This is a genomic window from Photobacterium piscicola, assembly GCF_046058925.1.
Taxonomy (GTDB): domain Bacteria; phylum Pseudomonadota; class Gammaproteobacteria; order Enterobacterales; family Vibrionaceae; genus Photobacterium; species Photobacterium piscicola.
Genome location: NZ_CP175534.1, coordinates 1,688,897 through 1,710,286, shown reverse-complemented (window position 1 = coordinate 1,710,286; position 21,390 = coordinate 1,688,897). Strand labels below are relative to the sequence as shown.

Genomic DNA, 21,390 nt, shown 5'->3' with positions numbered 1-21,390 from the left:
CACGTTGCAAGGATTCTATACGAGTTAAAGGTGTATCAACACCGTCGTCCCTCTCAGATTTTTCCTTGCCTGCTTTGATTACACGTTATCCACGGTTTCTTGCAACTACATTGGTGAGATATTGCACTTCATGTTACATCGCAACCTTATCTAAGCACTACTAAGCAGGCAGCTTTTCTTGGTAAGGTTGGTTTGATTTCAGCATGGCACAAGCCATCCTGACGGTCTTATTGGCTAATGCTATAACAACTTTATTAAAATGATTTCTTTCAAGTAAGGCTCTTAGCCAGCAACTAAGTTGATCTGATTTATCTTTGATATTACTAACGACAGATCTTGCCCCATGTACAACGACTGCACGTAATGTTCGATCTCCCTTTTTACTTATACCTAATAGCTTATTATGACCACCACTACCTGAATGAGCGGGGACTAAACCTATACTGGCACTTGCATCGCGTCCGCATTTATATGCTGAAGCATCGCCCATTCGAGCATAAAGTGCGCTGGCAACTATCCAGCCAACGCCTCTTAATGTCATTAGTAACTGACAGGCTGGTATTTGTTTAGCGTAAGCGATTAAATAATCAGTAACCTCCTGAATAGGCTTATCAAGTTCAATAAGCTGATTAAGAAGCTGATGTAAAACAAAACGGGCAGAAGACGTTAATCCATTATTAGGATCTTCCAATTCAAGAGGAAGTAAAGCACGTAATTTAGTGGTGCTTTGCGGGAATTTTATTCCATATTCCAAGGCAAAGCCTCTAATCCGATTTGATATCGCTGTTCTTTGTTTTATATAACTTTCTCTGAGATGCAACACACTTGCTATATCTTGTTGCTCAGTTGTTTTGACTGAAACAAAGTGTATGTCTGGACGTTGGGCTGCTTCATAAATAGCAAGAGCATCATTTGCATCATTTTTATTACCCGCTCGATACATCCTGACAATTTGAGGTGGGAGAAGATGAACATGATGCTTATTATTTTGAAAATATCGCCCCCAATAATGAGCAGAACCACACGCCTCCATATAAATCATAGATGCGGGATATTGGGCTATAAATGTGACCATTTTAGCTTGAGACATTTTTTGATTAGACTTTAATTTTCCATGTTGATTAAACAATGCAACTTGAAAAACGTTTTTAGCGAGATCAATACAAATAGTGCTAGGCTTATTCATGGTATGGGCTCCTTTTTGGTTGACGCTATAACTGTAGCTGACAATGTCAGTAAGGTGGGGAGTCCATACCATTGAGGGCTATCCGTGATCTATTCACCGCGTATTTGAGCTTCAAAGACGCCAATGAATACAGTCACTCGACAACGCATGGATAGTAGATTCCCTATCGCCCTCGCGGGCATTCACTGTAGGGAATGACGGGGTTAAGTTGGCATTCGTTGTAGGGAATGGCGGGGGTAAAGTAACTCGGTGACTCGATGACTCGATGACTCGATGACTCGATGACTCGATGACTCAATGACTCGAACCTGATTTTCCTCCAACAAAAAAGGCCATACCAGCATTAACTGATATAGCCTTTTTTAGTGATAATCGCTGCTTATGCGTCTTTGCTTTGCTCAACTTCTAGCTGCATTAGCATTAAGTCTTCGCCATCAAGTACCTGAGTATGATTGCTACCGCAATGCTGACAAATAATGCTGCGCTCGTTATGAGTGGTTTCTTGTCCACATTCGAGGCAGGATAACACCAGCGGCTGAATATTCATTTCAAACTCAGCGTCATGGCAAATGCCTTCCAGCTTAAAAGTCTGAAAAGCCGTTTCAAGTAAGGCTGGTTCTACCCCACTTAAAATGCCAACTTTAATTGCAACGCGGGTAACTTTGTCTGCATTGTTATCACGAGCATGTTGTTCGCATTGTTCGATTAAAGCGCCAACAATGGAATACTCGTGCATTAACAGATCCTCGGTAATAATTCACCTTGAGGAAGGTCAAGATAACGACGACTGCCCCAACCACTGGTTAGAATAACACGACCCGTATGTTCATTATTAACCGAACCAATCACACAGGCGTTGTCACAAGCGGCAAAGGCTTCAAGCACTTCTAATGCTTTTTGCGCTTGTGCTTGGGGCAATGCAATAATAAACGTGCCTTCGTTGGCTAAATCAAACGGTTCAAACCCGTATAACTCACATAAGCCGCGCACTTCTTCACTTACAGGTACATCATCTTCAACAAGGTTGATACCCACATCAGAGGCTTGCGCCCACTCGTTTAATACCGCAGATAAACCGCCACGGGTTGCATCACGCATTGCATGAATATCAAGCCCTGCCGCAATTAATGCTTCAACCGCAGGCCATAACGTATTGCAGTCACTGATAAGCTCAGATTCAAGGGTTAAGCCTTCACGCGCCATTAAAATAGCCGCGCCATGACGACCGACATCGCGCGAAACAATAATTGCATCACCATCAGCAAGATTACGGACTGAAATGCCTGTTTGCATGATTTTGCCAACACCGGTGGTATTAATAAAAATACCGTCAGCACACCCTTTAGGCACTACTTTAGTATCACCACAAACGATTTTAGCACCTGAAATACTTAACTCATTTGCCATGCTATTAACGATAGTTTTAAGTTTATCGATTTCAAACCCTTCTTCGATAATCACACTACAACTTAAATATTGCGGTTGTGCACCCATCATCGCTAAATCATTCACAGTGCCTGCAATGGCTAATTTACCAATGTTACCACCAGCAAAAAACAACGGTGACACTGTAAATGAATCAGTGGTAAAGGCTGTTTTGCCTTCAAGGGTTAATACCGCAGCATCTTCTTCACTACGCAAAATCGCATTATCAAACGCTTTAAAGAATAAACCTTTAATGAGTTTATTCATTTCTTGACCGCCACCGCCATGACTTAGTTGAATAGATTTTGTAGTCGATAAAGCGGAGAAATCTTGTTCACTCATTTTACACCTCGGTAACGGAAATACGCATTACACGCACCTTCTGAACTCACCATGCAACTGCCAAGTGGCGTTTGTGGCGTACAACCACGACCAAAGACTTTACAATCTTTTGGCTTTGCTAAACCACGTAGAATATCACCGCACTGACAGGCTTTATGATCATCAATCGGTGTCATTGGCAAGCAAGCAGCAAATTTAATTTCAGCATCACGATGGCGATATTTTTCATTAAGTTGTAATGCTGAGTTAGCAATCGGCCCTAAACCACGCCAGCGGAAACTATCACGAATATCAAAACAACGTTTAACCGCCGCTTGAGCAACCGTGTTACCTTCTTCTGTTACCGCGCGTGTATATTGCACATCAAGTTCAGCAATGCCTGCTACTCTTTGCTTGGTTAAGCGCAGAATAGATTCCATCACATCAACGGGTTCAAATCCTGCAACCACGACTGGCGTTTGATACTTTTCAACCACTGTACGATAAATTTTAGCGCCTTCAATAACACTCACGTGTGAAGGGCCAATAAACGCATTCACTTTCACTGCAGGATCAGCCATTACTACATCAATTGCAGGTGGCACTAATACATGGTTAATATGAAAGTAAAGGTTATTGATCTGACGTTGCTCGGCGAGTTCAATCAAAATCGCCGTCATTGGGGTTGAGGTTTCAAAACCAATCGCAAAGAAAACCACGTCTTTATCTGGGTTATCAAGCGCAATGGCTAAACAATCTAACGGATCGTAAATTGGTCGAATATCACACCCTTGAGCGCGATATTGTGCCAAGCTGCCTTTTGAACCAGGAACACGAATCATGTCGCCTAAAGTAACTAAAATCACATTAGGTTGACTCGCTAATGCCGCTGCATGATCAATGCGCTCTTTAGGCATAACACACACAGGACAACCTGGGCCGTGAATAAAATCAATATTCTCGGGTAATAGCTGCTTTAAACCATACTTCATAATGGTATGAGTATGACCACCACACACTTCCATTACTTGCATCGGCTCAGGTAAATCAACCGCAAGTTGCTTAATCTGTTCAGCTAAACTCAATACTGTATCGGCATCACGAAAGCCTTCATACAGTTTTTTTAGATCGAAACTCATATTGGAAGTGGCCCTGATTCATCCATAATAAACTGATACATTTCAAGACTTTCTTGCGCATCTTTATCATCAATTTTGCTCATGACAAAACCGATATGGATCAATACATACTCACCTATAGCAAGCGGGTCCATTAAGAGATGACAGCTTACGCGACGTTTTACGCCCATAGTATCAACCGTGACGGTATTATCTTCGTGAATCTCTACAACTTGCGATGGAATCGATAAACACATAATTACGCTTCCTGTGGACGTTGATTAGCGGTTAGCCACTTAACTAAAGGCGCAAAAGTTACTTCATCTTTGGTTGATAGCGTAATCACTTCAACATTAGGATTCAGTTTCTTCAGTTGTGCTTTCGCTTCATCAATGCTGAAATCAAAATACGGTAATAGATCGCATTTAGTGATCAGAACCACATCCGCCCGACGAAACATCACTGGGTATTTTTCAATCTTGTCGTCGCCTTCTGGGACAGAAACTAAAACAATATTTTTATGCGTACCCACATCGTAACTTGCAGGACAAACTAAGTTACCCACGTTCTCAACAAAGCAAATATCAAGATTTTTAAGATCAACATGGTGTAACGCACCATGAACCATGAAGGCATCAAGGTGACACGCAGAACCTGTTTGAATTTGGTATGCGTCAATACCGTGTGCTTTTAGACGATCAGCATCACGCGAAGTTTCTAAATCACCTTCAATAACTGCATATTTTAAATCGGTATACTTATGTAAATGCTCCAGTAATGTGGTTTTACCGCTACCAGGGCTACTCATCAAATTAAATGCAGTCACATTTTGTGCTTCAAAATGGGCGCGATTATGTGCAGCCTCCACATCATTCTTATCTAGAATTTTATGAATAACTGATAATGTCTTTTTATCATTTAATTGAGGGTTTGCTTGTAGTTGGTGATGATGGTGATCACCTCTTGGTAATGAACAACCGCAATCTTGGCACATATGAACTCCAGCATAGAGGGGCTTTCAGCTATCGTTTTAATCAAAAAATGGCTAAACGGTAGGAAAATTAAACAGGATTCAGTTCAGATTATTGAACACTCAAATTCTGAGAATTATGAGTGTCGATTATCTATGCTTTAAGCGGATAAATCAATTTGTGTGATAATTTATTTAGCGGATCATTAGATTGATTATATATATATATCGTCCTTACTGATGAACTGATAAAGTATGTGTTTACAATTCAGTTTAGCTTCAGACTTAATGACAATGATATGACATAACCCTAAATTTTGACGCGTATGTTATGTCATAAGCACTTCAAGATTAATCACGATGAGACTTGCTTTTAATGCTCTCTCACGCCTTCTTGAATAAGAATGTTATTCATCGAACAAAAGAGAAACCATAATGCAAACAAAAACATCTAACTTAAAAACCAAGCTTCTAAAATTAGCTGCACCCGTTGCGTTAGCTTGTGCATTTGCAGCTGCACCAACAGTAGCGATGGCTCAAGATGCTCCGAATGCCTCTGTGGTAGCATCTCAAAAAATCACAGCAGAGCAACAACACGTTGCTGCTGAAATTGGTAAAATCCAGCAAGAACTTGCAGCTATTCGTGTGAAAACATTAAAAGCAAACCCGCAACTGATCACTGAGATGAAAGCTTACGAAACAGCATTTAACAATAAAGTTAAAGCAATGGGCTACCAACCAGAAAAACTAATCAAGCGTGCTCAAGAAATTCAAGTTGAAGCAACGAAGAAAGACATTTCAAATGACAAGCGTACTGAGTTGATTAAAGAATTCACAACTATTCGTACTACGCTTGAGAAGCAACAACGTTCAATCTTAAATGATCCTGCAATCAGCAAGCAAGACAAGCAAGTACAAGATGACGTTATTGATGCAATGAAAAAGCAAGATTCAAAAACAACTGATCTACTAAAACAATTAGATCAACTTGTGATGCAATTTAAAAAATAATTGCGCAAAATAACTGAATAAGCTTTTATTCAAAAAAAAGGATAATCAAACGATTATCCTTTTTTATATCTACTGTTTTATCTCTAATGAATAGAATATATAACTACAGTTTAACCGCTTGATTTTGACTTAACAATTTCATGCCGTTAATGATTTTTGCAAACCACACCACTATCGCAACGATAGCAATAGCACCACCAATAAACGGTAATACGTTCAACGCCTTATCCAGAATCTCACTATGAATCCAGTATTCAGCACCTGCAATCATGCCCGTTGTTGTTGCTGCCGACACACCCAACACCACAAAAAAAGTAAGAAACAAAAAGAAGCTACGAATAATGGTGTAGTAATGGCTATAGGCAACTTCATCAGCGCCTTTATCAAGTTTATAGCCAGCATAAATAATGGCGATAATTCCTGATAATAATAAAGTAAACGGGGTTAGAAAGCTGGCAATATATGCAAACCAAATACCCTTTTTATGTTCTTCCGTCATCATATGGTCCGAATAAATAAGCAATGTATAAGTTAATTATCACTGATATTTACTTGAGTTCAAGTTTCGCTCTAAATTACGATGATCGGGATCAACTTCTCGATCATTACTGTCGCTAGGGTCTGCTATAACGCCCTAAACGAACACATGCCTGCGATAAATCGACAGGCATGAGTAGGTTTATTTTACGACTGCGAACAAATGCTATTTATAATTTATCCGTTGGCGTTTCAATTTCAGAGCCATCTTTAATACGACGGTGGCCCTGTTCTAAATGAACAAAATCCACTAAATCATCACCACTAACTTGAAACGCTTTACCAAACCCTTTTACAAATAGCCCTTGCGTTGGTGCTAAGCGGAATAAGACAAAATCTTCTAAGCCACTTAAACCATCAATTATCTCACCAAAGCGATCATGTAACGCTACCACTGCCGATGTCCAACGATCACTATTACGCTCAACCACACTCACATCAGCTTCAAAGGTTAATCGTTTACGGGCATACAACGTTTTGGCCGTGGTTTCATCTTCAATCATCATGAGAGAGACTTGAGGATTTTCCAGTAAATTACGCGCATGCTTGGCAATCTGACTAATTAAGACGTAATACCCATCATCAAGTAACGCAAAAGGTGCATAACTAACATTAGGTTTGCCATTAATATCAACCGTCGCCAGTTGCAGTGTTAAACACGCTTCACGAAATTCTTTAATCTCTGGTCCTAAACGGTTTTGCAGTCGTTCTTGTTTTACTTCACCCATTTTATTTCCCTTCTTCCTTTTTAATGCAGACTGACTAACATTCTATTTTTATATTGTTATTATATTTTTAACTCATGTTTTTAAAATAATGGTTCTTTTTAACTAATGACGGCTTCTCATAAACCAAACATTTAATTTGCTAGTAGTTTGAGCTGTTGAAATTTTTCAATTTGATCTGAGAATAAGTTGCGCTGTTTATCTCGCCCCAAATAGACTTTAAAGATACATTCACCGTGTTCGGAAAAGAAACCTATAAAATAGCTTTCCTGACCCATAAATGGCTTACTGACTAATGCAATATGCTCAACTAAATCTAATCGTAGATGACCATGTAATTCACCCTCTTTACCCATTAAATTATAGTAGCCGCGGGCTAATTTTCCTTTGGGAAACGGTGCTTTTACTTCAAAGATAGATCCCATTGAATGCACGATGGCCGTAACTGGCCCCCAACTCGGTAATGCCTCTACGATGGTTTGTGCCACATTGCCAGCCAATGGAAAAACTAACTCAGATGGCAGCGATAACACCACTTCACCTTCTGTAACCTGTAGTTGTTCAGCAATTGCACCTGCATGAAGTTTTTCATCCTGCTGCAATATTTGAGCAACTTTCGTTTTTAATTCATCATGAGAATAGCGAGTAAACACAGTTATCATCCTTTTAATTACAATTAGCTAATAAATTTAATTTTCACACGGTTAAGATTGTGCTTTTACCGTTGCAGTCGTTATTACTTGAATCAAGGCTTGCGCCAGCGTTACCGCCCAAAATTGCCCCGCTAACGTCAGATTTAAATAGCGGTGATGCCCGAGTTGTTCTATTTCGACAAAACCATGTTGTTGCCACTGTTGAAATAATGGCATGCAAAAACTAAACAATGGCCAACCGGCTTGCTTATCGAGTTGTTTTGCAACAATCACTCCACGATCAAAGCCCGCTTTAATTGCCGTATTAACTGCAGCATGAGGTGATGATTTAACCATCATCGCGAGTGGAATTCGTTGGTTATTAACATCATCCATATAACGTTCAAGTTTGCGATGTTGCATATAACCATAACCGCCAACATTGCCCCCTGCACCCGCCCCTAGCGGTAAGACTTCTGCGGTGGTTTTAGCAAGACTGTTATAGCAACTTCGTTCGCGGTTATCGCGCGCCCAATGATTAACACTTAAACGGCGTAGATGATGTTTAGCCATATAATCTACCCCCATTTCAAACATTGAAGCTTTAGTCATAGTATCAGCCGGCTCTGGTAAACGGCCTTGTTCAACCATTTTCCCCATTGGCGTATTGCCCATTTCAATCAGCTGATATAAATCAACACCATGGGCACCAGAATCAAGAAAATCATTTAAATCTAGTTGCCACACATCAAGATTCTGGTATGGCAGTCCATAGAGTAAATCAATCACAATTGGCGCTTGATCGGTTGCTGCTAACTCACTGACGCGTTTCAGCACTATGTCACGATCATCTAAACGTTTTGCTTTACGGCGCACTTGTGTATCAAAACTTTGCACACCAAAAGAAAAACGGTTAAACCCGCCTTCAAGTGCCGATTCAAACATTTCATCGCTAAAACGGTTAATTCGCCCTTCTAGCGTTAACTCACAATCAGAGGCTAACGGAAAGTGATGGCGAATCATGGTGCCGAGTTGTTTAATTTGTGCCGCAGTTAAATCTGTCGGAGTACCGCCACCAATATAGACCGCTTGAAAAGGTGCAGCCTGCGTCCATGGTTGCGCAGCTTTATACTTAAGCTCAACCATTAATGCTGCAAAATAATCATCAATCAGACGTTGGCTTGATGCATATTCAAAAAAACTGCAATAAGTACAACGTACACGACAAAATGGAATATGAACGTATAAACAACGCTTATTAAAAGGTGGGTCTGTTAGTTGCAAAATCTGCTGTGCTAACGGCTGTATTTGGTCTGGAGCAATAGGATTATGACTGCCACCACCAGCATGTGCCGATAATTTACGTCGAAAACCAAATCGCAACGGATCCGGCGTATTTTCTCCAAATATATCACCACCAAAACTAGATATATCCAAACTAGCTGGCGTATTTATAGGCAATATAGGTTGTTCGGCATTTATCATATTAATGGCTATATCCACTAGCCCCTCTTCAGTAACTTGTGATGTGTAACTTCGATAAGGTTGGCGACAAATCGACCCACATCACATCATTTATGATTATTTGCTATCACTTTTCAAGCTGCTTATTTCAAGATATTTCAATGTAGAAACGGTGCATTGCCATTCCCATCAATGATTCTTTATCTCATTTGCGGTCATGATATTTTGCATTGAATAATATTGCAAATGATAATTGATATTATTCGCATTTCGTGGATAATGGCTAAAAATAAAGAGTCTATATTAATGGTTATCTAAGTAACCACATGAAAATGCTGACAAAACGGACTGTACACACAAGGGGTGGTATTTTGCATCAATATTCAATCACTATCGACAACGTTCTTTTTAGTGTTATTTTTAGGTAATAATAGTGAATACAAAACGTTACGTTGCCGCAGGGGCGGTATCATTATTGGTTCATAGTATGTTTCTTGCTGCTATGCCAACCAAAGATCCAATCACACTGACGATGGGAAGCGATACTCCACACGTTAGTTTAACCTTCGTTGCAGTTCCACCTGCTGTGGCGAAAACACCACCACCAACGGTAACGCCAGTATCCACCCAGACAGAAGCAGTACCAACAAAGTCTGCGCCAGTAAAGCCCCCAGTTATATCGACTATGAAGCGCTTAGCAAAGACCGCAACAGTGGATAAAACCGTCCCTAAAAAAGCCCCAACACTTAAAAAAACTGCACCACCGAAAAAGAAAACTACACCGCTGATTAAAAATAGCGTTACCCCAATAAAAAACGTCACCTCAGTAAAAAAGAAGCAGCTTACACATAAAAAACCTTTAAAGCAGACATCATCAACTGTAACAACGATGACGGATACAAAAACAGCGCTAAAATCAACAAAAACACTGTCAAATCAATCGAATAAAACAGCAGCCACCGCTGTCGATAATGCAGGAACACAAGCATTACAATTGGTATCAAAGCCGACCTTTGTGACACGACCAGGCGCTGTCAATTACCCCAAATTAGCCAAACGTCGCGGAATTGAGGGTCAAGTACTGATTGAAGTCTGGATTGGTATAAAAGGACAACAACTCAAACAAAAACTGATCAAATCATCCGGTGCTCATATCTTAGATAACGCAGCAATTACGGCGATTAAGAAATGGCATTTTTCTTCTCATATTGTGAACGGTAAGGCGATTGCCCACCGAGTACAGATCCCTGTACGTTTTAAACTGGACTAAACCATGACTGTTATCGACAACCTCACCCAACAATTTGGCCTTATGACATGGCCGCTGCTTACATGCTCAGCACTAACGATCATGATTCTCGTCGAGCGTTTTATACAAGTACTACTCTGCACGGGCGTTGGAAAAACCAAAATCACCGCCCTTTTAGATAAACAGAATCGACATGATGATCGTGCGCTAGATCAGTTAGCAGACCAACTTAAGCATCAACGACCATTACTGTGTAAAGGCATTGCAATGCTTATTTCTCATCGTCATTTCACGAAACCATTACGTGAAGATGCCGCGGGTATTTGGTTACTTCAACAGCGCCAGCAATTACGTTCAGGGCTACGATTACTGAGTTTAATTGGTGTGATTAGTCCGTTATTAGGTTTACTTGGTACGGTGTTGGGCTTAATTGAAATGTTTAAAGGCATTGCCCTATCAACAGGCTCGGTTACGCCAAGTGATCTTGCTGATGGTTTAGGTTTAGCAATGCGTACAACAGCGGCTGGCTTAATTATTGCCCTGCCCGCTATTACAGGTTCACAGCTATTAGGTTTATGGGCCGATAGCATTATGGCGAAACTGGAGCACAGCTTAAATCGTTGTAATTTATGGTTAGAAGGCATGAACATTGATGTCGGTAATAGCCCAGTAAAGCCATGTGATACTTGTGAAGAAAACCCTGCTTACACTGGCAAATCAGCATGATTAGTATCAATAATAGTCAGCAAAATGCAGACGAACTCAATCCTGATTTAACGCCTTTATTGGATATTATCTTTATTGTTATGGTGTTTTTATTACTTACCGCAACAGTAAAAATTAAATCACTAGATGTGGAATTGCCGCAGACCTCAACCCAAATATTACAAACAACCAAGGCCGATCCGATCACGATAAATCTGGTTGCGACTGAACCTTATTGGGCATTAGACGGTCAATCGGTCGACAACTGGGACAACTTTTCACAGCAATTATTAGCCGCTGTAAAAGCACATTCAGATAAGCCTGTCGTTATTGGTGCTGATAAAAAAGCATCCGTAGAACAAATGCTCAAGTTATTAGCTTTTCTACAAAAAAATGACATTAAAGCCACGCAACTATTAATGGAAGATCAACAATAATGGACAGCTACCGTTCTTTTATCGCCTCACCTTGGCGTCATGTTTCTCAAAAAATACTGTTATCAGCAACACTATTTATCACAGCTTCAAGCATATTTAGTCCTCTCGCCCATGCACAAGCAAGTTCTGCAAGAGTTATTAGTGCAGGTGCGGCTATTACAGAAATCATTAACGCTTTAGGGGCTGAAAAGCAATTAATAGCTGTCGATGTTACCAGTAAAACCCTTGTAGCGGATGATATGCCTAAAGTCGGTTATCACCGTCAACTGTCAGCGGAAAGCCTGATTGCTTTAGCCCCCACTCGTATTATTGGCTCTGATGAAATGGGGCCACAAAAGACATTAACCCTTTTAAAACAATCGGGAATTGAGGTGGATATTGTTAACGGTGGCGAAACGGTGTCTGATTTACTGCATCGAATCGATCAAGTTGCGGCCTTAACCCAACATTCACAACAAGCACAGCAACTTAAGCAAACTATCGCAGCGACAGTAAAAAACATCGAAAAAAACAATACTCATCAGACTCAACCGAAAAAAGTATTGTTCTTAATGATTCATGATGGACGACCAATAAGCGTTGCTGGCAAAAATACCACCGCTGACAGTATTATTACTTTAGCGGGAGCAATAAACCCAGCGGCAGCCGTTATCGCAAACTATAAGCCAGTTTCAACCGAAGCTATTTTGCAAATGCAACCCGACATTATTTTACTTAGCAGCCGCACCACAGCCTCAATTAAAAATATGGCACAACTCATCAAAAAAATGCCGGTATTAGAAGCCACTCCTGCGGCAAAAAATAATGCCATTGCCGTGATTGATGGTACGGCATTAATTGGTGGCTTAGGCATTCATAGTATTAATGAAGCCATGCGTCTTAATCATGTTTTTTACCCACAATCGTAATCTGAGATAAATGTCACCATGAACGTTAGTCGTATTTCACCCCATGTCATTTATTCGATTAGTCTAGGTGCATTACTCTTTGCACTATTAAGCTCTATCGCTATTGGACCGATGGATATCAGTTATAAAGACAGTTTTTTATCTTTATTACCAGGTAAGCATCAACTCGCCACCCATGTTGATTTAGTGATCCATCAAATACGCTTACCACGAACATTATTGTGTATTGCGATTGGTGCCATACTTGCGATCTGCGGAGCGGTGCTACAAGGGTTGTTTCGTAATCCTCTTGCCGATCCGGGCATTATTGGTATTTCAGGAGGTGCTGGCCTAGGTGCTGCGTTTGCGATCATTTTATTTGCCCCATTAATGGCGCAATACCCTTTATTAATGAATATTGGTGCTGTGCCCTTCTTCGCTTTTTTGGGTGGCGCGCTGAGCACATATTTGGTATATCACCTCGGCACTGATAAAAACGGCACATCTGTCGTGGTAATGCTATTAGCAGGTGTCGCAATTGGTGCTATTTCTGGTGCTGGTTTGGGGCTACTTAACTATATTGCCGATGATCAAGCGCTACGTGATTTTTCATTATGGTCAATGGGATCACTTGCAGGGGCGACTTGGTCAAGTATCTGTCTTGCCTTTGTGAGCCTCATTGTTATCTATTATTATTGTTATCGCCAAGCTAATGCATTGAACGCCTTTTTATTAGGAGAAGCTGAAGCCCGCCATATGGGAGTGGATGTTCAACATCTAAAGCGCAGTTTAATTATTGTATGTGCTGCTGGTGTGGGGATTACCGTTGCTATTACAGGTCCTATTGGCTTTATTGGTCTGGTGATCCCCCATTTAGGGCGCATGATTTCAGGCCCTAATCATAAAACATTATTGCCAATCTCAGCTATTCTAGGTGCTTTAATTTTACTTGTCGCAGATATGATCGCGCGTAGTGCGTTTGCACCACAAGAACTCCCCGTTGGTATTATTACCGCTATTTTAGGCGCTCCATTCTTCATTTATCTATTGAATAAACAAAAAGGCAGAATCGCATGACGGTAACCTCTGCACGCCCAACTGTCATTTCGGCACGTGATTTGCAATTAACATTGGCAGGAAAAGTATTATTAGATGACTTTAATATTGATATAAAAGCGGGTGAAATAACGGCGCTACTTGGGCCTAATGGCGCAGGAAAAAGCACGTTACTTAAAATACTCTGCGGTGAAATGACACCTGAAAATGGGCAGGTTACATTTTTTAATCGCGATATTGAAGATTGGCAACGATCTGAATTGGCGTGCCATTTAGGTATTTTACCGCAACACAGTTCGCTGTCTTTCGCCTTTACCTGTAAAGAAGTGGTTGAACTTGGCACTATGCCGCTATGTTTGTCACGCCAAGAAATTGACGATATCACCCTCACAACCATGCGTAATACTGATGTTCTTCATCTTGCACCACGCTTATATCCCACGTTATCAGGGGGTGAAAAACAACGAATCCATTTCGCACGCGTGCTAACACAACTCAGTCAAGCTGATGATAAATGTATTCTAATGTTAGATGAGCCAACATCTGCCTTAGATCTCGCCCACCAGCATAAAACGCTACAAATGGCACAAACCATGGCAGCAAAAGGTGCCGCGGTTATCATCGTATTACATGATCTCAACTTAGCTGCGCAATATGCTCAACGTATGGTCATTATTCAACACGGTAAGATTCAAGCCGATGGATCACCATGGCAAGCATTACAGCCTGAAATAATTAACAATGTCTACGGTTGGAACATTTCCGTACATCCCCACCCTGTTCATGGTTATCCTTATCTACTATCCTAGTATTAAAGTTCATCGTCTTTTTGATTATCTCTTGTAAATTTCAGTAAAATTACTGAAATTTACGATTTTTTGTTGATAGTTATCAAATAATTTACTCCCAGACAATTGAAACGTTGCACTACGCGTAACACTCAGTAAAATGTGAACGCAAGCGATTACACTTGAAAAATATGCAATAATTATAAAGCCGCGAATAAATGCGGCTTTTAGTGTTAATACTATTTAAGTATGCAGTAGACACATTATTGGTGCCAAATTGAATAATTAACGAGAGACTTTACCGAAAAACATTGAATTATATTCATCTCAGTAATTACTCAATTTGGTACCTCACGATTAGCTAGAAACATCTCTAGCACCCATTATTAGAAGAATAAATATGGCAACCATTAAAGATGTTGCACGTATGGCTGGCGTTTCAACTACAACAGTTTCACACGTGATCAATAAAACGCGCTTTGTCGCAGAAGCAACACAGAAAAAAGTACTTGCTGCTGTTGAAGAGCTTAACTACGCACCAAGTGCTGTTGCGCGTAGCCTAAAATGTAATACAACCCGTACAATTGGCATGCTAGTCACTAAGTCAACCAACCCTTTTTTTGCTGAGGTTGTACATGGTGTTGAAGAGTATTGCTACCGTGAAGGTTACACGCTCATTTTATGTAACACTGAAGGTAACCTTTCTAAGCAATATGATTATTTGCGCATGCTTGCAGAAAAGCGTGTCGATGGCTTATTGGTAATGTGTTCTGATCTTGATCAGAAATTACTGGATTTACTTGAGCGTCAAAAAGACCTACCAATGGTAGTGATGGATTGGGGTCCAGAAAGCCCACATACTGATAAAATTCAGGATAATGCTGAGCAAGGTGGCTACATTGCGACTAAGTATTTTATCGATCATGGTCATAGCCGTATCGGTTGTTTATCAGGCCACAACGATAAATCAACGTGTCGTGAACGTCTAAAAGGCTTTAATAAAGCAATGGCAGAAGCAAACTTAGCAGTTAACGAAAACTGGATTCTTGAAGGTGACTTTGAGTGTGATTCAGCCGTTGAAGCTGCTGAGAAGTATATTGCAATGACAGATCGCCCAACCGCCATTTTCTGTTTCAATGATATTATGGCAATGGCACTGATCAGTACTTTTGAACAAGCAGGGTTACGCGTTCCTGGTGATATTTCAATTATTGGCTACGACAATATTGATCTTGCGCCTTACTTCGCGCCACCATTAACAACTATCCATCAGCCAAAGCGTCGTTTAGGTAAAACCGCCATTAAGATTTTAATGGAACGCATGAAGAACAAAGATCATGAACCTCAAATCTTTGAAATGACGCCAGCCATCGTTGAGCGCAAGTCAGTAAAGGATTTACGCTAACACGCCCCCTTTTGATTGAGCCAATATTTTTATTGGCTTTTTTATAGCTAATGAATTTCGCTCGATGATCCTACAAAAAATATCTTATTCTCAAAAACATGAACAAACTCACAGATTCATCAGCTTTAATTAATATTAAAACTTACCTTTTTAAAAGATCGAATATAATAGGTCTTGTAAATACATATAATAGTAAGCAAAAGACTTACAAATTATAAATAATACTTCTATATTGATAATATTATTTATAAAGTGATACATGGATGATTTAGAGTAGGAAAATTCTCTCGTAAATAACTTTAATAATAAGTCAATTTACGACTACTTTAATGTTAGGTGACACTCATTTATTCACCGAGTAGAAGTATGGATAAACCAATATTAAAAAACTCATTAAAATTATTAGACCATTTAGGTAATGTTAAATCGCGTTCTATATTTGGTGGCTTTGGTATTTTCGCAGGCGAAGCAATGTTCGCACTTGTGGTTAATAATAAACTTCACCTAAGAGCAAACGCTAAAACTGAAGAGGAGTTTCAACAAGCGGGATTAGAACCGTACATCTATAAGAAACGTGGGTTTCCTGTAATAACTAAACATTACGCAATTCTTGATGAATGGTGGGAAGAACCTGAAAAAATAATAGAGCAAGCTAAATATTCTCTTGAAGCAGCACTTGCTGATAAAAAAGCAAAAGAATGTTGCGCGCCAGCTAGGATAAAAGATTTACCTAACTTACGCCTATCAAATGAAAGAATGCTCAAAAAAGCAGGTATTCAAACTATTGATCAACTATACGATCTTGGTGCACTCAACGCCTATAAGGCATTACAAAAAACACAAGAGGCATCATTAAGTTTAGAATTATTATGGGCTCTAGAAGGTGCTATACATGGCCAACATTGGTCTGTAATACCAGAAAGTAGACGTAACGAACTGCTCGCAAAACTATAATAAATATATTCGTCAACTGGCTAAGTGACGCTTAAGAATAAAGAGGCTCAGTGCCTCTTTAATTTATTTTATTCGATATCTGCATATAATCTTTCCAAACTATCCTTACTTGAACCTGCACTTCCTCTGAACACATCTTACTGTGTACATTAATTATACAGCACAATTAAAAATACACATTCCATGAAGAAATAGTTATCCAAGATCCTGTTTATTCTTTATATCGAAAATCATAGATACATCCTTCATAAAAACGTATTTTTAACGTTCTTGAACGAATATTTATCCAATACCACACTAAAGCATCATTCACCACATAAAATGTAACAATTCATACATTCATTATTGTTATTTGTTCTTTGTTATATCTAATAATTTTTTGAATAATAAAAATTTTTGTCATTAAATGAAATACAATATCACTTCCCTCGGTCTTGCTACTTAATAGTCGATGTGATTCTCATTTAATAAGGACATACCTTGCGTATATTAACCAAAAAAACATTCTCATTATGGGTCAAACCTTTGCTATGGCTTCAAAAACGCCATTTTGGCAATATTCTCAATCCCGCGAAACTATGGGGACAAAAACCAGTGCTTTTCTGGTTAGTGGCTTTGTTCTTTGGTTACCTTGATCGTAAAAAATCACCGATTGATGCAGTGATACGTTCATTAGTCTGTGTACGAGTATCACAACTAAATGATTGTGCTTTCTGTGTTGACGCTAATGGCATGAAATTAGCAGAGCGCTGCCATTCATTAGAAAAAATTAAAGCACTTGCACACTGGCAATCTTCTGATCACTTTTCAGAGCAAGAACAAGCAGTGTTAGCTTATACCGAAGCAATGACTCTTAGCGATCAACATGTCAGTGATGAAATGCTAGCAGCGCTTGCAACATGGTATAGCAGCGATGATATTATTGAATTAACCGCATTAGTGAGTTTTCAAAATTTATCCGCTAAGTTTAATACTGCGCTAGATGTTCCTGCACAAGGTTTTTGCTCATTACCTATTCAGCCTCAACAAAGGAGCCACGATGAAAAGTAATAAACTTTTGTTGCTTACCGTTATATTGGCAATTATTGGCACTTGGTTTTATTTTGACCTTGGCCAATACCTTACCCTTGAAGCGGCTAAACGTGAACAATTAACCCTGCAAGACTATATTATTGAAAATCCAATTACATCTTATATTGGCTTTTTTAGTTTATATATTTTAGTCACTGCTCTGTCTATTCCTGGCGCATCAATATTAACCTTATTAGGCGCAGCTTTATTTGGTTTCTGGGCCAGCCTAATTATGGTGTCTTTTGCCAGTACAATAGGCGCAACACTGGCCTTTCTATCTAGTCGTTTTATTTTACGTGATTGGGTACAAGCAAAATTTGGTAATCGCTTAACAACCTTAAATGATGGCATAAAGAAAGAAGGCGGATTTTATCTGCTGAGTTTACGTTTAATTCCTGTTTTCCCTTTTTTCCTTATTAATCTTTTAATGGGATTAACCATAATTAAAACCCGTACTTTTTTCTGGGTTAGCCAATTAGGAATGTTAGCGGGTACTGCCGTTTATATTAATGCGGGTACTCAACTTGGAAAAATAGATTCACTCAGTGGCATCATCTCTGCCCCCGTTTTATTCTCTTTAGTTCTACTTGGCATTTTCCCATTACTTACAAAATGGATCATGAAAACAACGGCTATTAAAAAACAATACAAACAATGGCAAAAGCCCGCTCGCTTTGATCAGAATCTAGTTGTCATTGGTGCAGGTTCTGGCGGTTTAGTTAGCGCGTACATTGCTGCCGCAGTAAAAGCAGATGTTACTCTTATTGAACGTCACAAAATGGGAGGCGATTGTTTAAATACTGGTTGTGTTCCATCAAAAGCACTTATTCGTGCAGCACATACTGCGGCTGATATCAAAAATGCATCAGCACTTGGTATCGATGCTCACATTGATAATATCGATTTTGCACAAGTGATGGGCCGCATTCATAAAGTCATTACTAAAATTGAACCCCATGATTCTATCGAGCGTTACAGTAAGCTTGGCGTAAATTGTATTACCGGTGATGCAACTATTGTCTCGCCATGGGAAGTTGAAGTGAATGGCACCCGTATTACAACCCGTAATATTGTTATCGCAACGGGTGCGCGTCCATTAGTACCAGCCATACCTGGTTTGGATACTGTTAATTACTTAACATCTGATACTGTGTGGCAATTAACTGCCCTGCCTAAGCGATTATTAATCCTTGGTGGTGGCCCTATTGGCTGTGAATTAGCACAAAGTTTTTGTCGATTAGGTGCCGAAGTCACTATTGTTGAAAGATCACCTCAGCTATTAAATCGTGAAGATCGCGATGCTGCTCAATTAGTTGAACAATCGCTTGTACACGATGGCGTTAATATCTTACTGCAACATAATGCTGTTCAATTTGAATCAACGTTTGATGATAATGGTCAACGAATTCAACGTGCCATCGTTGAACATAACAACCAACAAGTTAGCATCGAGTTTGATGCAGTAATGGTCGCTTTAGGCCGTGTTGCAAATGTGCAAGGATTTGGTTTAGAGGAACTCGGCATTACCACAACAGAGCGTGGCACTGTCGCTGTAAACCAATACCTACAAACACAATATCCTAATATTTATGCCGTCGGTGATGTTGCTGGCCCTTACCAATTAACTCACGTAGCTGCACATCAAGCATGGTATGCCGCGGTTAATAGCCTATTTGGTGCCATTAAAAAATTTAAAGTCGATTATTCAGTTATTCCAGCCGTCACTTACACGGCACCTGAATTAGCAAGAGTTGGCATTAATGAAAAAGAAGCGCAAGCGCAAGGGATTGATTATGAAATCACCCGCTATGGATTGGATGATTTAGACCGCGCTATTGCTGATGGTTATGATGAAGGTTTTATTAAAATATTAACCCCTAAAGGTAGCGATAAGATTCTGGGTGCCACTATTGTTGGTCACCATGGCGGTGATTTATTAGCTGAGTTTACGCTCGCAATGCGTCATAACTTAGGGCTAAATAAGATCTTAGGCACGATTCATCCTTACCCAACCATGAGTGAAGGTGCAAAATACACCGCAGGCGTATGGAAACAAGCCCATGCCCCTCAAAAACTGCTTGCTTGGGTCAAAAAATATCACCACTGGATGCGTAATTAATCATTACGCCAATAAGGATATCGATTGTGATAACAGCATTTTCTACTTTAAAAAAGCTGACGTTAACTGCTGCACTGGTCATTGGTAGTGTAACGGCACACGCCAGTGAACAGCATAAAAACGTTAATATTATGCCCACATGGCAACAAACCCTTGCTCAAGCTAAGGGAGAAACCGTCTATTTTAATGCTTGGGGTGGCAGCCAAGAAATAAATGATTATCTGTTATGGGCTAATACCCAATTACAACAGCGTTATGGTGTCACTTTAAAACAAGTTAAAGTGACCGATATAGCGGAAACCACACAACGTTTATTGGCAGAAAAAACCGCAGGCAAAAACAACGGTGGTAGTGTTGATATGGTATGGATCAATGGCGAAAACTTTCGTTCAATGAAGCAAAATGGGCTGTTGTATGGGCCATTTACGCATCAGCTTCCAAACTGGAAATATGTCAATAAATCACTGCCTATTGATAAAGACTTCTCTGAACCAACTCAAGGACTAGAAGCACCATGGGGTGTTGGCCAACTGGTGTTTATTTATGATCCTGAAACGCTAAAAAATCCACCCAAAAGCTTCAAGGCATTATTAGCTTTAGCTCAGCAACATCCTGGAAAAATTAGCTACCCTAAGCCACCAGAGTTTCATGGAACAAGCTTTTTAAAAGCAGCACTGTTAGAACTCACACCAGACAAAAAAGCATTATATCAACCCTTACAGTTACCTAAAGATCAAGCGCTGTTTGATCGCGTAACAGCACCATTATGGCATTATCTTGATCAGCTCCACAAAGTAGCATGGCATCAAGGAAAGCAATTCCCTGCGGGCACAGCTGAAACGGTACAGTTACTTGATGATCAACAATTATTATTAGCGATCACCTTTAACCCTAATGCGGCAGCTGCAGCCATTGCGAATGGTAATTTAACTGATAAAGCAAAAACTTATGCCTTTAGTGCTGGCGCATTAACTAACATCCACTTTGTTGCAATTCCGTGGAACGCAAATGCCAAAGCCGGTGCATTAGTAGCGATTAATTTCTTATTAAGCCCAGAAGCACAAGCGCACAAAACTGACACCAATGTGTGGGGAGATCCTACTATTTTAAGTCCGCAGGCGTTTAAACAATTGCCGCCATCATATAACAAACCGAGCTTTACGCCTTACCCTTCAATTGCAGAGCCAAACCCAACATGGCTAGCAGCAATTGAACATCAATGGCAGCTAAGATACGGCAACTAATTTACAGTAACTAACTCACTGTTATATTTATTATAAATTAAGCTAACTTGCATTATGATAGCAAGTTAGCTTTCCTTGTTTGATGT

Annotated in this window: 22 protein-coding genes; 12 read left to right on the top strand and 10 right to left on the bottom strand. The window is 39.9% G+C overall.

From position 1 onward, the window contains the following. Window positions 1-160: 160 nt before the first annotated feature. The 6 genes from ACJZU6_RS08210 to hypB form a co-directional block, all read right to left on the bottom strand. Entirely contained in the window at window positions 161-1,186 is a 1,026-nt protein-coding gene (locus ACJZU6_RS08210; RefSeq protein WP_408900052.1) for an IS110 family transposase, read from the bottom strand. A gap of 379 nt (window positions 1,187-1,565) precedes the next feature. After that, complete coding sequence (gene hypA / locus ACJZU6_RS08205) at window positions 1,566-1,922, bottom strand: hydrogenase maturation nickel metallochaperone HypA (protein WP_408900051.1); 357 nt, start codon at window positions 1,920-1,922, stop codon at window positions 1,566-1,568. Continuing rightward, a complete protein-coding gene (hypE, locus tag ACJZU6_RS08200) occupies window positions 1,922-2,953 on the bottom strand; it encodes a hydrogenase expression/formation protein HypE (protein WP_408900050.1) in 1,032 nt (343 codons plus the stop codon). Before hypE ends, hypA begins: the two co-directional genes overlap by 1 nt. Then, a complete protein-coding gene (gene hypD, locus ACJZU6_RS08195; protein WP_107276315.1) occupies window positions 2,950-4,071 on the bottom strand; it encodes a hydrogenase formation protein HypD in 1,122 nt (373 codons plus the stop codon). The genes hypE and hypD overlap by 4 nt, the downstream gene beginning before the upstream one ends. Further along, entirely contained in the window at window positions 4,068-4,307 is a 240-nt protein-coding gene (locus tag ACJZU6_RS08190) for a HypC/HybG/HupF family hydrogenase formation chaperone (RefSeq protein WP_080157651.1), read from the bottom strand. The genes hypD and ACJZU6_RS08190 overlap by 4 nt, the downstream gene beginning before the upstream one ends. 2 nt (window positions 4,308-4,309) lie before the next feature. Beyond that, on the bottom strand, window positions 4,310-5,044 hold the full coding sequence (gene hypB, locus ACJZU6_RS08185) for a hydrogenase nickel incorporation protein HypB (RefSeq protein WP_408900049.1): 735 nt from the start codon (window positions 5,042-5,044) through the stop codon (window positions 4,310-4,312). 411 nt (window positions 5,045-5,455) lie between these two features. Here hypB and ACJZU6_RS08180 point away from each other — a divergent pair, with 411 nt between their 5' ends. Continuing rightward, window positions 5,456-6,031 carry a hypothetical protein gene (locus ACJZU6_RS08180; RefSeq protein WP_080157653.1) on the top strand — a complete coding sequence of 192 codons (576 nt, stop codon included), beginning with the start codon at window positions 5,456-5,458 and terminating at the stop codon, window positions 6,029-6,031. Between the two features lie 103 nt (window positions 6,032-6,134). On the opposite strand, the gene ACJZU6_RS08175 is transcribed toward ACJZU6_RS08180, so the two are convergent. From ACJZU6_RS08175 to hutW, 4 genes are all read right to left on the bottom strand, one after another. Further along, window positions 6,135-6,530 carry a hypothetical protein gene (locus ACJZU6_RS08175; RefSeq protein WP_080157654.1) on the bottom strand — a complete coding sequence of 132 codons (396 nt, stop codon included), beginning with the start codon at window positions 6,528-6,530 and terminating at the stop codon, window positions 6,135-6,137. A 208-nt stretch (window positions 6,531-6,738) separates the two neighbouring features. Further along, window positions 6,739-7,296, bottom strand: coding sequence for a heme utilization protein HutZ (gene hutZ / locus ACJZU6_RS08170; protein WP_408900048.1), 558 nt, complete (start codon window positions 7,294-7,296; stop codon window positions 6,739-6,741). A 131-nt stretch (window positions 7,297-7,427) separates the two neighbouring features. Continuing rightward, a complete protein-coding gene (gene hutX, locus ACJZU6_RS08165; RefSeq protein WP_408900047.1) occupies window positions 7,428-7,955 on the bottom strand; it encodes a heme utilization cystosolic carrier protein HutX in 528 nt (175 codons plus the stop codon). 42 nt (window positions 7,956-7,997) lie between these two features. Continuing rightward, complete coding sequence (gene hutW, locus ACJZU6_RS08160; RefSeq protein WP_408900932.1) at window positions 7,998-9,410, bottom strand: heme anaerobic degradation radical SAM methyltransferase ChuW/HutW; 1,413 nt, start codon at window positions 9,408-9,410, stop codon at window positions 7,998-8,000. Window positions 9,411-9,822: 412 nt separating this feature from the next. On the opposite strand from hutW, the gene ACJZU6_RS08155 reads away from it, so the two are divergent. The 11 genes from ACJZU6_RS08155 (at window position 9,823) to ACJZU6_RS08105 (ending at window position 21,304) form a co-directional block, all read left to right on the top strand. Next, on the top strand, window positions 9,823-10,659 hold the full coding sequence (locus ACJZU6_RS08155) for an energy transducer TonB (protein ID WP_408900046.1): 837 nt from the start codon (window positions 9,823-9,825) through the stop codon (window positions 10,657-10,659). Between the two features lie 3 nt (window positions 10,660-10,662). Continuing rightward, window positions 10,663-11,364, top strand: a complete 702-nt coding sequence (locus tag ACJZU6_RS08150) for a MotA/TolQ/ExbB proton channel family protein (RefSeq protein ID WP_080157658.1) — start codon at window positions 10,663-10,665, stop codon at window positions 11,362-11,364. Then, window positions 11,361-11,780: a biopolymer transporter ExbD gene (locus tag ACJZU6_RS08145; RefSeq protein ID WP_080157659.1), complete on the top strand. Its 420-nt coding sequence runs from the start codon at window positions 11,361-11,363 to the stop codon at window positions 11,778-11,780. Before ACJZU6_RS08150 ends, ACJZU6_RS08145 begins: the two co-directional genes overlap by 4 nt. Then, on the top strand, window positions 11,780-12,688 hold the full coding sequence (locus tag ACJZU6_RS08140) for an ABC transporter substrate-binding protein (protein WP_327769010.1): 909 nt from the start codon (window positions 11,780-11,782) through the stop codon (window positions 12,686-12,688). The genes ACJZU6_RS08145 and ACJZU6_RS08140 overlap by 1 nt, the downstream gene beginning before the upstream one ends. An 18-nt stretch (window positions 12,689-12,706) precedes the next feature. Beyond that, complete coding sequence (locus ACJZU6_RS08135; RefSeq protein WP_327769011.1) at window positions 12,707-13,744, top strand: iron ABC transporter permease; 1,038 nt, start codon at window positions 12,707-12,709, stop codon at window positions 13,742-13,744. Then, a complete protein-coding gene (locus tag ACJZU6_RS08130) occupies window positions 13,741-14,532 on the top strand; it encodes a heme ABC transporter ATP-binding protein (RefSeq protein ID WP_408900045.1) in 792 nt (263 codons plus the stop codon). The genes ACJZU6_RS08135 and ACJZU6_RS08130 overlap by 4 nt, the downstream gene beginning before the upstream one ends. Before the next feature lie 379 nt (window positions 14,533-14,911). Further along, the gene (purR, locus tag ACJZU6_RS08125) at window positions 14,912-15,916 is read left to right on the top strand and encodes an HTH-type transcriptional repressor PurR (protein ID WP_080157663.1); all 1,005 of its coding nucleotides are present in this window, start codon (window positions 14,912-14,914) and stop codon (window positions 15,914-15,916) included. 366 nt (window positions 15,917-16,282) lie between these two features. Beyond that, on the top strand, window positions 16,283-16,870 hold the full coding sequence (locus ACJZU6_RS08120) for a TfoX/Sxy family DNA transformation protein (RefSeq protein WP_408900044.1): 588 nt from the start codon (window positions 16,283-16,285) through the stop codon (window positions 16,868-16,870). A 480-nt stretch (window positions 16,871-17,350) separates the two neighbouring features. After that, window positions 17,351-17,920, top strand: a complete 570-nt coding sequence (locus ACJZU6_RS08115; RefSeq protein ID WP_080157665.1) for a carboxymuconolactone decarboxylase family protein — start codon at window positions 17,351-17,353, stop codon at window positions 17,918-17,920. Continuing rightward, a complete protein-coding gene (locus ACJZU6_RS08110) occupies window positions 17,910-20,060 on the top strand; it encodes an FAD-dependent oxidoreductase (RefSeq protein WP_408900043.1) in 2,151 nt (716 codons plus the stop codon). Before ACJZU6_RS08115 ends, ACJZU6_RS08110 begins: the two co-directional genes overlap by 11 nt. 131 nt (window positions 20,061-20,191) lie before the next feature. Continuing rightward, window positions 20,192-21,304, top strand: a complete 1,113-nt coding sequence (locus ACJZU6_RS08105) for an ABC transporter substrate-binding protein (RefSeq protein ID WP_408900931.1) — start codon at window positions 20,192-20,194, stop codon at window positions 21,302-21,304. Window positions 21,305-21,390: the final 86 nt, after the last annotated feature.